The organism is Haloarcula sp. Atlit-47R (genome assembly GCF_003665985.1).
GTDB lineage: Archaea > Halobacteriota > Halobacteria > Halobacteriales > Haloarculaceae > Haloarcula > Haloarcula taiwanensis.
Genome location: NZ_QPLQ01000001.1, coordinates 462,975 through 476,692, shown reverse-complemented (window position 1 = coordinate 476,692; position 13,718 = coordinate 462,975). Strand labels below are relative to the sequence as shown.

The 13,718-nt window shown below is 65.4% G+C and carries 15 protein-coding genes; 3 read left to right on the top strand and 12 right to left on the bottom strand.

Annotation, left to right across the window (positions count from 1 at the left end; genetic code table 11):
• Window positions 1–53: 53 nt before the first annotated feature.
• The 3 genes from nhaC to DVK00_RS02455 all read right to left on the bottom strand — a co-directional run bounded on the left by nhaC (window position 54) and on the right by DVK00_RS02455 (window position 4,563).
• On the bottom strand, window positions 54–1,508 hold the full coding sequence (nhaC, locus tag DVK00_RS02465) for a Na+/H+ antiporter NhaC (RefSeq protein ID WP_121577174.1): 1,455 nt from the start codon (window positions 1,506–1,508) through the stop codon (window positions 54–56).
• Between the two features lie 266 nt (window positions 1,509–1,774).
• Window positions 1,775–3,697 carry an ABC transporter ATP-binding protein gene (locus DVK00_RS02460; protein ID WP_121577173.1) on the bottom strand — a complete coding sequence of 641 codons (1,923 nt, stop codon included), beginning with the start codon at window positions 3,695–3,697 and terminating at the stop codon, window positions 1,775–1,777.
• 68 nt (window positions 3,698–3,765) lie between these two features.
• Window positions 3,766–4,563, bottom strand: coding sequence for a DUF429 domain-containing protein (locus DVK00_RS02455; protein ID WP_101350777.1), 798 nt, complete (start codon window positions 4,561–4,563; stop codon window positions 3,766–3,768).
• 104 nt (window positions 4,564–4,667) lie between these two features.
• On the opposite strand from DVK00_RS02455, the gene DVK00_RS21565 reads away from it, so the two are divergent.
• Window positions 4,668–4,826 (top strand): hypothetical protein, encoded by a 159-nt coding sequence (locus DVK00_RS21565; RefSeq protein WP_004517194.1) that lies wholly within the window; start codon window positions 4,668–4,670, stop codon window positions 4,824–4,826.
• On the top strand, window positions 4,823–5,335 hold the full coding sequence (locus DVK00_RS02450; RefSeq protein WP_121577172.1) for an Hsp20/alpha crystallin family protein: 513 nt from the start codon (window positions 4,823–4,825) through the stop codon (window positions 5,333–5,335). The genes DVK00_RS21565 and DVK00_RS02450 overlap by 4 nt, the downstream gene beginning before the upstream one ends.
• 30 nt (window positions 5,336–5,365) lie before the next feature.
• On the opposite strand, the gene DVK00_RS02445 is transcribed toward DVK00_RS02450, so the two are convergent.
• The 5 genes from DVK00_RS02445 to DVK00_RS02425 form a co-directional block, all read right to left on the bottom strand.
• Entirely contained in the window at window positions 5,366–6,469 is a 1,104-nt protein-coding gene (locus DVK00_RS02445) for an FAD-binding oxidoreductase (protein ID WP_121577171.1), read from the bottom strand.
• The gene (locus tag DVK00_RS02440; RefSeq protein ID WP_121511571.1) at window positions 6,470–7,255 is read right to left on the bottom strand and encodes a luciferase; all 786 of its coding nucleotides are present in this window, start codon (window positions 7,253–7,255) and stop codon (window positions 6,470–6,472) included.
• 70 nt (window positions 7,256–7,325) lie between these two features.
• Window positions 7,326–7,946, bottom strand: a complete 621-nt coding sequence (locus tag DVK00_RS02435; protein WP_101350773.1) for a CoA pyrophosphatase — start codon at window positions 7,944–7,946, stop codon at window positions 7,326–7,328.
• Between the two features lie 91 nt (window positions 7,947–8,037).
• Window positions 8,038–8,508 (bottom strand): hypothetical protein, encoded by a 471-nt coding sequence (locus tag DVK00_RS02430; protein ID WP_101350772.1) that lies wholly within the window; start codon window positions 8,506–8,508, stop codon window positions 8,038–8,040.
• A gap of 32 nt (window positions 8,509–8,540) precedes the next feature.
• Window positions 8,541–9,677, bottom strand: a complete 1,137-nt coding sequence (locus DVK00_RS02425; protein ID WP_101351468.1) for an MFS transporter — start codon at window positions 9,675–9,677, stop codon at window positions 8,541–8,543.
• Window positions 9,678–9,796: 119 nt separating this feature from the next.
• Between DVK00_RS02425 and DVK00_RS21560 the strand changes: the two genes are divergently transcribed.
• The gene (locus tag DVK00_RS21560; RefSeq protein WP_198560187.1) at window positions 9,797–9,967 is read left to right on the top strand and encodes an HVO_0758 family zinc finger protein; all 171 of its coding nucleotides are present in this window, start codon (window positions 9,797–9,799) and stop codon (window positions 9,965–9,967) included.
• On the opposite strand, the gene DVK00_RS02420 is transcribed toward DVK00_RS21560, so the two are convergent.
• The 4 genes from DVK00_RS02420 to DVK00_RS02405 all read right to left on the bottom strand — a co-directional run bounded on the left by DVK00_RS02420 (window position 9,968) and on the right by DVK00_RS02405 (window position 13,669).
• The gene (locus tag DVK00_RS02420; RefSeq protein WP_121535296.1) at window positions 9,968–11,053 is read right to left on the bottom strand and encodes an aldo/keto reductase; all 1,086 of its coding nucleotides are present in this window, start codon (window positions 11,051–11,053) and stop codon (window positions 9,968–9,970) included. It abuts the gene before it with no gap.
• Window positions 11,054–11,125: 72 nt separating this feature from the next.
• Window positions 11,126–12,304 carry a bifunctional oligoribonuclease/PAP phosphatase NrnA gene (locus DVK00_RS02415; RefSeq protein WP_101350770.1) on the bottom strand — a complete coding sequence of 393 codons (1,179 nt, stop codon included), beginning with the start codon at window positions 12,302–12,304 and terminating at the stop codon, window positions 11,126–11,128.
• A 49-nt stretch (window positions 12,305–12,353) separates the two neighbouring features.
• On the bottom strand, window positions 12,354–13,244 hold the full coding sequence (locus DVK00_RS02410) for an SDR family oxidoreductase (RefSeq protein ID WP_121535294.1): 891 nt from the start codon (window positions 13,242–13,244) through the stop codon (window positions 12,354–12,356).
• Complete coding sequence (locus DVK00_RS02405; protein WP_121535292.1) at window positions 13,241–13,669, bottom strand: DUF5791 family protein; 429 nt, start codon at window positions 13,667–13,669, stop codon at window positions 13,241–13,243. Before DVK00_RS02405 ends, DVK00_RS02410 begins: the two co-directional genes overlap by 4 nt.
• Window positions 13,670–13,718 lie beyond the last annotated feature (49 nt).

Here is a 13,718-nt window from a genome sequence, read left to right as displayed (position 1 = left end):
AGCATTGCCGGAGGGGATGATGCAGTGACAGAATCACCCAGAGGTAGACGAACTCAGTCGTCGGCGACAGCGGACGACGCGACCGAATCAGCCTGCTCGGACCCGTCGTACCGTCCGCCGAACAGCGTTGTCGCAAACAGGAGCAACGGCGAGAGGAACGCGAAGAAGTAGTACGGGGCGTAGGCAAGCGTTCCAACCCCGAAGACCGCAGACATGTAGACGGCACCGGCGTGCCACGGGAAGAGTGCGCCGGTCGGGGTCCCGGCGGATTCGATAGCCTGCGAGAGATCGTCGCTTGTCAGGCCGTACTCGTCGTAGAGGTTCCGGAGCGTGAGCCCGGGCACGACGATGCTCATGTACTGCTGGGCCGAGAAGGCGTTGACAAAGATGGCCGAAATGCCGGTCCCGACGACTAGGCTGCGCTGGCCGCGGACAGCGGTTGCGAGGTGGTGTGCGAGCACAGCGAGGACACCGGTCCGTTCGAGGAGTCCGCCAAGACTGAGGGCCGCGACGACGACGGCAATCGTCCAGGCCGACCCCGAGATACCACCGCTGGCCAGCAGATCGTTCACGAGTGCCGTCCCCGTCTCAGGGGCCGTCCCATCGAGAAAGACAGTCCAGGCGGCAGTGAACGACCGGCCCTGCACGAAGATGGTCGTGAAAGCCCCGGCAAAGACCCCGGCGACGAGCGTCGGGAGTGCCGGGATTCCGTACAGCGCCAGCCCGAAGGTGACAACGAGCGGGATGAGTACCAGCACTGAGAGGTCGTAGCTCCCAGCGAGTGCGCCCTGTATCTCGGCGACACGCCCGGTCGGGATTTCACCGACGGCACGCAGTCCCAGAACAGCGTAGAGCAGGACTGAGAGGCCAAACGCCAGCACAGTCCCGTTGCGCATCGCCCGGATGTGGTCGTAGAGGTCGGTGTTCGTCACGGCGGCCGCGAGGTTCGTCGTGTCCGAGAGGGGTGACTGCTTGTCGCCCGCGTAGGCCCCCGAGAGGATGGCACCAGCAGTCATCGGGGTCGGCACACCCAGACCGGAGCCGATGCCGATGAAGGCCACGCCGAGGGTACCGGCCGTCGTCCACGACGACCCGATGGAAAACGCGACGACCATCGCAAGCAGCGCTGTCGCCGGCAGGAACACGTCCGGTGTCAGTATCGAGAGGCCGTAGTACATCAGCCCGGGGATGGTCCCCGCGCTCACCCACGTCGCGATGAGGCCGTAGATGATGAACAGGATGAGAATCGCCTGCAGTCCCATCAGCAGACTGTCCGCGAGCCCCTCGTAGAGGTCGTCCCACGAGTAGCCAAGCCAGTATTTGCCGACTGCACCAGTCAGTACAATGCTCCAGAGCAGCGGCCCGTGTGGGGCCAGCTTCAGATATCCCGATCCGATGCCGAGGAACAGGACGACACCGAGTACAGGGACTAGCGCCTGAAGGACCCCCGGCCGGCGCTCCGACGGGATGTCCTCGTACGTCAGCGGTTCGAGAGTGAGTGATGTCACGCTTACGCCGACCTAATAACTGATGTGTATTAAAAAGAGCGATAATATCTCTGTAGTGCATATGAGAAAGTATCTCTTTCAGGGGTGTTGTTGGCACGCGCCAGTGTAGCAGACGCGAAGTCGCGACTAAGATGCACTCGACTGGCGTCCTCTTGGCGAGCCACGCTGGGTGCTGTGGACTTGAACGGTGGAATCACGTCTTCGGCGGCGCGGTAAGTTCCAGTAGACCCAATCGAGGACTTGGCGGTGGTCGGACAGCAGCAGTCTCAGTCGTCGGCGCTGACCGTTCGGTCGTCGGCCTGGGCGTGCCAGAGATCAGCGTAATCGCCGTCGGCCGCGAGCAGGTCGGTGTGGCTACCGCGTTCGACGATTTCGCCGTCGTCCATCACAACGATGCGGTCCGCGTCCTGAATCGTCGAGAGGCGGTGAGCGATGACGAAGGCGGTGCGGTCCGCGACCAGCTGTTCGATACTCTCCTGAATGCGGTCCTCCGTCTCCGTGTCTACGTCGCTGGTCGCCTCGTCGAAGATGATAATTTCGGGGTCGTTCAGCAGGGCACGGGCGATGGCGACGCGCTGGCGCTGGCCGCCGGAGAGCTTGATGCCGCGCTCGCCGATCTGCGTGTCGTACCCATCCGGCAGGTCCTCGATGAACTCGTGGGCCTGTGCGGCTTCCGCCGCGTCGCGGACGCGGTCGCGGGCTGTCTCCCAGCCAGTCTCTCGCGCCTCGCTGTCCGCCTGCTCGGCATCAAGCACCTCGCGGTCGCCGTAAGCGATGTTCTCGGCGACCGTCCCCGAGAACAGGTACGGCTGCTGTTCGACGACGGCGATTTCGCTCCTGAGGCTCTGGAGGCCGTACTCGCGCACGTCGACGCCGTCAACCCGGACCGCACCAGCATCCACGTCGTGGAACCGTGGCACCAGTTTCAGCAAGGTTGATTTGCCGGCTCCGGTCGCACCAGCCAGCCCGATGGTCGCGCCGGCGGGCACGTCCAGCGACACGTCGCGAACGACCGGCGGCTCGTCGCCGTAGCCGAAGGTCACATCGTCGAACTCGACCGACCCGTCGATGTTGTCGGGTTCGTACGGGTCTGCGGGGTCGGTGACTTCGGGGTCCTGACCCAGCAGCCCGAACACGCGCTCGGCGCTGGACTTGGCGAGCTGGTACTTGTTGGCCGACTTGCCCACGCGGCGCATCGGCGAGTACAGCCGGCGGATGTAGAGGAAGAAGGCGGTAAAGGCCCCCGCTGACAGCGCCGCCTCACCCTGTGGGTTCGTGATGAAGTCCATCCCGGCGACGTACAGAATCAGGACGAACACGATGCCGGTCAGCAGTCGCAGGCCGGCGAAGAAGGCCCGGCGGATTCGAAGGGCTGCGACTTTCTCGTCGTGGTACGTCTGGCTCTGGTCGGTCACCCGCTTGCGCTCGAAGTCGTAGCGGTCGAACGCTTTGATGACCGGCGCGCCGCTAAGGTTGTTCTCTAGCCGGGTGTTGAGTCGCGAGACCGTCTGGCGAATCGAGCGGTACCGCGGCTCGATCCACGTGAGAAAAAAGCCGCTGGCGACGCCGATAATCGGGACCGGCGCGAGCGCGATGAGCGCCAGCTTCGGGGAGTATGTGTAGAGGATAACGGCGATGCCGCCGACGGTCGCCACCACCCGGATTAGCTGGCGGAACTCCGTGTTGAGAAACGACTCCAGGCGGTTGATATCGCTGTTGAGTATCGACATCATCCCGCCGGTCTGGTGGTTCGCAAAGAACGACAGCGAGAGGTGCTGGAGGTGGTCGTACGTGTCGTTCCGGAGGTCCCGCTGTATCTTCTGGGCGCTGGACTGGAGCAGGTATCTGGAGCCGAAACGCGCCGCTGACCGGATGAGATACGCGATGGCTGCGATGACGACGAGCCGCTGGAGGAAGGCGATCCGGGCGGCTTCGCCCGTGATTTCGCCGGGCGGCAACAGCCCAGCGTCGGTCAGCAGCCCCGGTTCGCCGCTGGTGAGGACGACGCGGTCGATGGCTGCAGCTACGATTATCGGCGGCACGAGGCGGGCGAACCGGGTACAGAACGCCGCCAGAATACCGACGAACAGCCGGAGCCAGTAGGACGTGGCGTAGCCGACGAGGTTGACCATCGGGTGGCCGTCGACGTTCTCGCGGACGCCCTCGAAGCCGCCCTGGTCGTCAGGCATAGACGCTAGTTGGTCCGGAAACTGATATATGCCGGGCTTCGATCTGGGACATCGACGCCACTGCGTCGTCAGACGTAGATACAGCCTTCACTCTGTGGGCCTGCTGCGGGCGGTCTGGCACCGTCAGCCAGTCGGCTTGCGGAGACGACAGCGGCCAGCGAGTCCAGCGCGTCGTGGTTCCCGAGGTAGGTATCGCGGTGGTCGCCGACGGTGACGCTACAGGCTTCGACCGCCGCAACGTTTGCTTCCCGGCGCTGTCGGGGGTCATCGACGTTCTTGTATCCCTCACGGTAACAGCCCAACCAGCCAAAGGTTGCAGCGGGGTACACCTCGGCGACGAGCGTGTCGGCGTCCCAGCCCTGCATCGGCACGACGGCCGTGTCGTCGTCGGCTCGCAGTTTCCCGAGTACGTCCCGGACGCCGTAGAAGGTCATGCTACGGGTCCGATTCGTGTACGGACACAGTGCACCGCGTCGGAAGTCAGTCTCCCGGCGCAGGTCACGGCTTCCGGTCGCCATCTCGGCGGTGTGGCGGCAGGCCTCGGAGAGCGACCCCGGGTCGGTCGGGCCGCTCCCGCTCGCGAGCCAGTCCACGAAACCGGTCCAGGTCCCGCCACACTGCGCATCAAGTAGCGCCTGTGGCAGGCTGAACGGGAAATCCAGCCCGACCGTGCTCACATCGTCGTCGGTAATGCGGTCGACGAGGCCTGCATGGGCCGCTTCACGGTCACGACCCCACTCATCGGTTCCGCGGTAGCACCGTTGAATTTCGAGCCCGTCGTCCGTCGATATCGCCTCGGTGACCCAGAGCGCGTCGCCAGCGGCTGCTGCGCCGCTGAAATCCGCCCCGAGGACGCGTTCACTCATACGCCCGAGTACGCCGGTGACGGCATCAATGTTGGGACTGGCAGGACGGGGTAACCCCGGCCCCGTCCGTAAGGGGTTTGTCCCCGACGGACCAACGGAATAGTATGCCAGCCACTATGGAGGTCGTCTGCACGGACGACAGCTGCGAACTCGACATGTTCGAGATGCACTACACGTACGATATGCCGGACGATGTCGAACTCGCGGCGTTCTCCTGCCCGTACTGTGGCGGGACGGACTGTCTTGACGAAGTGGAACTATGATGCGGGACATCGGCTCCTCTATCAGCGACGCGATATTCGAGAACATCGGTCGGGCCGCCGGTCGAGTTCAGGAGAACAAGCCGCTGGCCTCGGACCTGCTGGAGTCGGAAGACGCCTATCTCGTCGTCTTCGACGCGCCCGGCACGGCCGCGTCGGACATTCAGGTCCGGTACGTCGATGACCGCGTGGAGGTCCGTATCGACCGGTTCCGTGATTTCTACGAGGGCTTCGAGATGCGCTACCCCGGCCGCGGGCTCGCACTCGACGGGAGCGTCACGCTTCCGAGCGATGCCGCCGTCGACCCGGAGGCGGCCCAAGCCACGCTCAAGAGCAACGGAACGCTCCACGTCCGTGTTCCGAAGGCCGAGGCGGACCACGATGAGGACGAGGCAACGGATGTCGGCGTTGCAACCGACGACAGCGAGAGCCACGAAGGGGCCGACGCAGATGCAGACGCCGATGTCGAAGACGTGACCGACTCGGCCGACGAAAGCGAAGACGACGCCTGATCGATCTGCATACAGATTCTCACAGCGAATTCAGCCGCCCCAGTCACGCGTCGGGTCGTCCAGCGCAGCGAACTCTTCGGAACCGTCGAACCGTGTCGGGTCGACGCGATCAGGCAGGTGTTCCGAAAGCGGGTTCGGGCGATTGAGAACGTCTGCGGCGAGATAGTTCCCTAGCGCAGGAGCCCGCATGAGTCCGTGGCCCTGCCAGCCAGTCGCCACCCAGAGCCCGTCGGCGACCTGTCCGGCCAACGGCGCGCCGTCGGGCGTCGCCGTACACAGGCCAGCCCAGGCTCTGTCACAGGCCGGCGTGAGCGCCGACGCTTGCTCGACGCGGTCGAGAGTCCGAGTGACGAACTCGGCGTCCGCGTCCGGGTTCCAGTCCGTCGGGTCGGTCTCGTGTGCGCCGTCACCGACTAGTAGTGCGTCGGCTTTCGGCCGCCAGTAGAACTCCCGCGTCGCGTCGTAAAACGACGGTAGCGTGGCATCGACCGGCTCGGTCACGAGGGCCTGTGCTCGATAGGTTTTCAGTGCGAGCGAGACGCCAACAGTGGCGACGAGCGATTTCGTTCGCGGGCCAGCCGCGACGACCACCGCGTCGAACGCCCGGGTTTGGTCCGCTGTTTCGACGCCGGTCGGCGAGCCGAGCGAGACTGGTGTGTGCGTCTCGATAGCCGCGCCGTTTTCCTCGGCCCGCTCAGCGAGCGTCGCCACCACCTCGTCCGGGTCGAGTACGCCGGCGTCGCGGGCGAGACCGGCCACCTCGATGCCGCTGGTATCGAGTGCGGGGTAGCGGTCGCCGAGTGCCGTCGGCGTGAGCGCCTTGACGGCGACACCGTTGCGCTGCATCCCCGCTATCTGCTCGCGGACAGCTGTGGCGTCGCCTTCGTTGCGTGCAACCCAGACGTAGGGCTGTGGCTCGAACAGGTCAAGATCGCGGTAGCGACCGAGCGCGTCCGCAGCGACGCCCGCGTCCACGCCGTCGGCGAAGGCGTCGTAACACAGGCCCGCCGCGCGGCCGGTCGCACCGCTCCCGAGGGCGTCGCGTTCGAACACCGTGACCGATTCGCCGCGGCGACACAGTGCCAGCGCGGTCGAGAGACCGACGGCCCCGCCGCCGACAACGGCGACGGTCATCTACGAGAGGAAGGGGTCGAGTCCACGCGCCGGATAGCCGACAATCGTGTCGACACCGATGTCGCGGAGCCGCTCGGTTCGCTCGGCGACTGTCTCGACGGAGCCGACGAGCGCGTAATCGCGGATGGCCTGTTTGAGTACATCTCTGGCCCGCCCCGTCGCTCGGCTGTCCGTCGGTGCGCCATCGGGCAGTGCGTTCCGGACCGGGCCGCGCCGGGCCGCGTAGTCGCCGACGGCGTCCAGCATCGCGTCCTCGCTGTTCGAGAGCACCAAGGGGGCGTAAACGGCAATCGAACCGTCGAAGCCCGCCGTGCGGAGCGTCCGAACGTCGCGGGCCGTCGTCCGCGAGAGGAGTTCGTACTGTGTCCCGCCGACTGCCAGCGCGAGGCGCTCGATGCCCTCCGTGCCGACCCATGGATCGCTGGCGTCGTCGACGGCCGCCCGAAGCCGCGGTGCGACGGCTCGTTCACCCTCGTCTTCGGAGAGATACGCGCTGTGGCCGGCGACCAGAACACGGCCCGCATCCGCCGGCAGCGCGTCGAACCCGCTATCGTCGCCCAGTGGGTCGAAGCCGTCGGCCCGGACTGGCGTAGTGACGCGCACGTCAGCGGCCGACGCCAGTCGCTCGATGGCCTCTGTGTCTGGGACGTGGGCCGCACCCTCGTAATCGATTGCAAGCGTCTCAACATCGAGGGCCGTTGCCTGCGACACGTCCACTTCCGTCGGCTTGAGCGCCACCGCGTCGATGCCGGCGGCCGCCAGTGTCGCACCGGTAAGCGTGGTCATCCAGTACGCGGTCAACGTCACGGGGCTGGAAAATCCTGTCGCTCTCGGCCCCGGCACAGTCGGCCCTGCTTCACTCAGCTTCGTCGCGCACGCTCGGCGGCAGCTCGTCGTCGGGCTCCATGTATCGGTCAGGTTCGGGCGGCATCCGCCAGTCGGTCGCGAGTTCGAGCAACTGGACGAGCATCCGCGCCGTCGCGCCCCAGACAGTGTAGCCGTCGACGTAAAAGAAATGGAGGCGAATCTCCCCGTAGTGGGGGTGGTCGCGGTGCTCTGACTCGTAGTTGTCTAAGTCAGTCAGTTCCGACACCGGAAGCGTGACGATCTCCGCGACTTCTTCGTCCGAGGGCAGGTAGTCACGGTCTGGGATTCGTCCGACGAACGGGCGCACGGAGTAGCGCGTGATGGTCCTGATGTCGTCCAGCCGACCGACGACGTTGACCGCCAGCGGGTCGAGCCCGATCTCCTCGTTTGCCTCTCGAAGCGCAGTCCGCAGCAGGTCATCGTCTTCGGGTTCGCGGCCGCCGCCGGGGAACGACATCTGCCCGGGGTGGTCCGACAGGTGGTCGGCGCGCTTCGTGAACAGTATCGCCTCGCCCGCAGGTCGCGTGACGACCGGAGCGATGACGGCGGCCTCCTGTGGCTCATCGTCCACGACGACTGGCTCGTGGGCCGCAACCCGGTCGAACTGCATAGCATACGGTAGGTGACCGACCGTCTTAATTCGGGTGGCTCACTCGCTCGAAACATCTGATTTAATCGTTTGGGATTTCGGAGCGCTGGCTTCACACGTCGTCGAGGCGGTCGCGGAGGCCGTCCATCTCGACGTTCTCCCAGGCTTCGATGTCGTAGCTCACGTCCAGCAGCGTCTCGACGCGGTCCCCGTCGTCGTTCTTGACGGCCATCACCGCGTCCTCTCGGAAGCGGGACTTGACAGCCTCGATAACAGCGTCACGCGCGAGGTCGCGGGCCGGCACATCCATGATGTGCGGGAGGTCAGCCGCACCGTCGGGCAGGGTTGGGAACGCGACCGGGCCGACGACCAGCACCGTCTCGTCGGTGCCGGCGGCGTGGTCGTCGACGGCGACGAGGTGGTACGAATCGACGGCGTCGTCGATGGCTGCCGCTACTGCGTCCGGGTCGGCGTCGACGCCCTGCTTGAACGCGAGTTCGCCGCAGGCGTCGACGAGCTCCGCTCTTGTGAGCGAGCCAAAGAGGTCGACGACGCCAGCCAGCTCGTCCGGTTGCAGGTCCATACAGGTGACGCGGTACCGAGCGGCTTCAGCCTTTAGGCTCGGGCGGCGCTCGGCAGTCGGCCGTTGCGGTGCAGCGACACCATTGCCACGAGGACGACGAGCAACGCGATGCCCATGCCCCGAAGCAGCGTCGGAAACGTGACGCCGGCATCAAGCAGTCGGCCAACGAGCGCGCTTCCGGGCGCCTGTAGCAGCATCATCCCCGCGCCGTAGGTGGCGTAGGCGCTCGCGCGGTGGCGGTCCGGGAGCGAGCCGAGCAGGTACGCGTCCACCGCCGGGAAGATGCTGTGGATGACGTAGCCGACGACGACGCTGAACGCGGCCAGCGACCAGAACCCGGTCAGCGATGGGAGCACCAGCACACAGCCGGTAAAGGCCGCAAGCATCGTCAGGAGGTACGGAATCGACGGGAGCCGGTCGGCCAGCCGACCGCTGACGTAGAAGGCCGGCACCCCCGCTCCGAACGCGAGCAACAGGAGCGTCCGTCCCCGACCGGGCGTGAGACCGACGCTCGTGGCGTAGGTGACGTAGAAGTTGAACAGCCCGTTCCAGACCAGCCCCGCGACGCCGATGGTCGCGACGCTGGTGACGATGATATGCCACTGAGCACGCGCCGCGCCAAGGAGGTCGCGGTCTTCGCTCCCAGCGTCAGGGAGTCGGGAGCGTCTTGCGATGATAGTGAAAGCGACGGTCACCAGCCCCGCGGCGACGGCAATCCCTTGTAGCGCGGTCCGCCACGTCCCGACGATGAGAACAAACGATATCAGCGCCGGCGCTCCGACAGCGGCGAGCTGGGCGGCGACGCCGTGTTGCCCGAGCGCGCGGCCGGGCCGCTCCGGAAACAGCTCACTGACCAGCGTGTTTGCCGCGGTCAGGTAGACGCCGCTCGCAATCCCCATGGTGAACGCCCCGACGAGCAACAGCGTCGGGTCAAACGCGAGGGCGGTGAACGTCGTTCCGATGGTCAACACGACACCGGAACCGAAGATGACCTTCGCCCGCGATATCCGAGTCAGCAGGACGCCGGTGGGGAGCCGTGGGAGGGCACTCCCGGCCCAGACCATCGTTGCGAGCAGTCCCAGTGTCGCATCAGAAGCGCCCGTCGTCGCTCGAATCGGTTCGATGAGTGGTGCGAAGACGACTCTCGCGAGGTTGATGCAGAACACCATCCCCAGCAGCGAGCCGAAGATGCGGCGACGGGACACGACCGGTGATAGACCGGAACACCTGAACAACGTTCCGGAACGCCGCCACGGGGTTTTTACACGCGGGTAGCACACTGGCAGGTATGGACTCAGTGAGGAAGGCCCTCCGGGCCGGCGATGTCGAGAAGGACAACTACGGGCGACTCTCCTGTACCAGTTGTGACGAGCCGCTTGCGACAGAGAACGACCCGGACGAAGTCGGGAAGGTGCGGGTCTGTCCCGAGTGTGATAGCAAGTGGAAAGAGCTCAGTTAGCTACTCGAAGACCGCGTCGAACGCGTCAGCACCGAGCGGCTCGTACCGACCGGCATCGACGTTCTCCCGGGCGTGTTCGACCGATCCCGTGCCGACCAGCGAGCAGGTCACGCCCGGCGCGCTGCGTGCGAAGTTGACAGCGCGCTGTGCGCTTGTTTCGCCTGCGAGTTTCGCCGCGACGTCGTCCGGGAGCTCCGCGGCCAGCTTGCCCTGCATGATGGATGCGCTGGTGAACACGTCCAGCCCGGCCTCGTGAGCGAACCACAGCGCCGACTGCGGCCCTTCCGCGCCGTTGTGGGACTCAACGGTGAACGCGTCGGCCATCGCGACGTTAAAGGGCAACTGAATCGCGCGGAGGTGCGTCGCCGCGTTGCCGATTGTCTCTGCCGCCGCGCGTGCACGCTCGACGACCTCAGGGAGCGAGAGATAGCTGTCGTGGTCGGTGGGTACGCGGAACCCCTCCCACGTCGCGACGCCGTAGTGTCTGATATCGCCGGCCGCCGCTCGTTCCTCCAGTTGCTCGAAGGTTGCTTCTAGCTGGTCATACACTGCCTTTCGGGATTTCGACTTTAGTTGCGTCTCCGGATTGTGAACGTAGTAGAGATCGATTGTATCCAGTCCAAGATTCGCCAGCGACCGGTCGACCTGGTCGTCGATGTAGTCAGGCGCAATGCAGTGCTGGCCGGCAACGAGGTCGTCGCGGTCGACGATGCCGGTGTCGAGGTACTCCGACCGGACGAACGCGCCGGGGTCGTCCGGCCGAGCCCCGTCGAAGGGGACGAAGCCGCCCTTGGTTGCGACGGCGACGGCCTCACGGTCCACGTCGGCGTCCGCGACGGCGTCGCCGACGACACGCTCGGAGCGCTGGTGGCGGTAGTTTATCGCCGTGTCGACGACATTGATGCCGGATTCGAGCGCCGTGACGATAGCGTCGTGGTAGCTCGCATCCCGCTCGTCGGTCGCGTCGCCCAGATACGTGCCGATGCCGATGCTGGAGACGACGCCGTCGCCGAACCGCCGATAGAAAGTACGCGCGAACTCGTCGTGGTCGTCCCGGTACGCCCAGGTCGCCTCCCGTGTAGCCATACCAGTCGTTGGTCGGGCAGTGACAAAAGGACAGAGATTCACTGGAACCGGCGGGTATGTTTCTGTCGCCCGTTACAGGTCGCCACTCATAGCGTCGAACACTCGTTCGCGGAAGTCTTCACGGGAGACTCCATCGCTGGGTCCGAGACCGGCCATGTGCTTGATCGGGACTTTCCCGCCGCCCATCCGCGCGTGGCCGCCCCCCTCGGCCATCGGGATATTGTCGACGACGGCCTCTATCGCCCGGCCGATGTGGACGCGGTCGTCCCGCGAGCGCCCGGCGATGCGCATGGTCCCTTCCTTCTCGCCGACGACGACGACTGCAGAGACACCCTCTAACGTCTCCAGCTCGTCGGCTGCCTGTGGAATCGCGTCCGTGTTCGACACCTCGCCAACGTCGCTGAACGCGTACGGCGCGCGCACCTCTCGTTTCCCGATGGCCCGGGATTTCACGTCGAGCACTTCCGCGTCGACTTGGGGGTTTGCGATACGGTTGAGCAAATCGCTGTCCATCCCATCGTAGAGGAACGCAGCGGCCGCGAAGTCCTCGGACTCACACCCGTTTGTCAGCGACCGGGTATCTGACTGGATGCCGTACATCAGCCCCGTTGCCAGCGCACAGGGGATGGTTTCTGCCGGTGCCGCGTCGATATCGATACTCTCCCCCGTGTCGCTGAACTCGAACTCTAACTGATTGAAGTAGCTCGCGAAAATGGTCGCACAGGCCCCGTAGTCGGACCGGATGTCGGTGAACTCGTTGCCACTCCCGTTGCCGGGATGATGGTCGATGACGGCAACCGGCTCGACCTCCTCGGCCCCGGGGAAGCCGCGTGCCGTGTTGTGGTCGACGAGGACGACTGCCTCCCCGTTGATGTCGTTGACAGTCTCGATGTGGTCGAAGTCCAGATCCAACACCGTCTGGAAGGCCCGGTTCTCCGGACGGCGTATCTCCCCCGGGTACTGTAGCGACGCCGATGTCTCGGTGCCGGCGATGAGTTGGTTGACAGCCAGAGCAGAGGCCATCGCGTCTGGATCGGGATTCGGGTGCATCAACACCGTAATCCGGTCGTAGTGGGTCAACGTTCGACGCAGTCGTTCGCCGGGCGTTCGGTTGAGATACCGGTGTACCCAGATACCGGTACCGAGGAGGGCGAGAAGGACCACAGCGACACCAGCGATCAACAAAGGGTTCTCGCTAGCGAACGCCGCGGCGGCGTCAATCTGGAGTCCGCCGGCGGCAACGCGTGTCATACCACGACTTTCGCCAGCCTATCAGTAATAAAGTTCGCCCCTGATACAGCTAATATTGCCGGTATCCTCGGATAGCGTCGCGGTATCCCTCCCGGAACGTCGGGTACTTTAGGTCGTAGCCCAGTTCCCGTAGCCGTTCGTTCGAGCACCGCTTGCTCGTCTGAATACGACGCTTTGCGGTCTCCGAGAGGCTCTCGTCAGCCAGTCGTTCCTCGGTCGTCTGTTTCGGCGGGAACGGGACGTCGCACTGCTCGGCCAGCCAGTCGGCAAAAGCCCACTTCTCGACGGGTTCGTCGTCGACGACCAGTACAACTTCCTCGCGGTGCCCCTCTGTCAGCAGGTGGCGCACTGCACCGGCCGCGTCGGCCCGGTGGATCATGTTCAGGTAGCCCGCCGTCACTGGTCCCTCCAGATACCGCTCCAGTCGGTAGCGGTCTGGACCGTACAGGCCGGCGAAGCGGGCGACGGTTCCGTGGCCATCGTGTTCTACTGGGCGCTCACGAGCGACCCGCTCCGCCTCGGCCAGTACTTCGGTCTTCTCGGTCTGTGGGTCCAGTGGTGTGTCCTCGTCGACCCACGCGCCGTCGTGGTCGCCGTAGACACCGGTACTGGAGGTGTACACCAGTCGCTCGGGCGGGTCGGCCCGCGACCAGAAGTGGTCGATAGCTGTCCGGAGCCCCTCGACGTATACCTCGCGGGCCGCCTCGGCTCCCCGCCCGCCGGAGCTTGCGGCGAAGACAAGCCAGTCGGCGTCCGGCACCGCAGACAGCGACTCGGCGTCAGTTACGTCGGCCCGGACCGCCTCGAAACCGGCGTCTTCGATAGCCGAGATGCCGCTGTCGGACCGGCGAACGCCCACGACCTCGTAGTCGTCGCGCAGTTGTCGACCGAGTTCGAGGCCGACGTAGCCACAGCCCAGAACGGCAACGCGCTTCGTCACCGCTGTTCCCCCTCGATGTGACTGTGCAGGAGTGCGTACTCCGCCAGTGTCACCGGGTAGCGGCCTTCGATTTTCTGCTGGATTTCCTTTGGCTCCAGTTCGTCGTCGATGCCGGAGGCCAGCGATTCCACGTCCATTACGGCTGTCGTCATCCCCATCAGGAGGATATCCTGGGCCTCGGCTTGCAGCGCGTCGGCGTCCGGCCGGTCCGGCCCGGTCGCCAGTACGGTGACCGCCTCACCGAGCGTCCGGTCGGCGATATCGCCGTCGGCGAACGCTGTCACCGTCGCCTGATCGAGACTGGTCTCGGCGACAATCTCCTCGACCCCGACTGTCTCGACTGTCTCGGCCAGCACGGTGCCGTAGGCCGCCAGTAACTCCTCGGGGGACTGCTCGCCCGCGTCCGGAAACTCGCCTCGAAGCATGGGAATCGGTATGGCCCCGGGGTATTTTACTTCGGTTATGCGGCCTGTG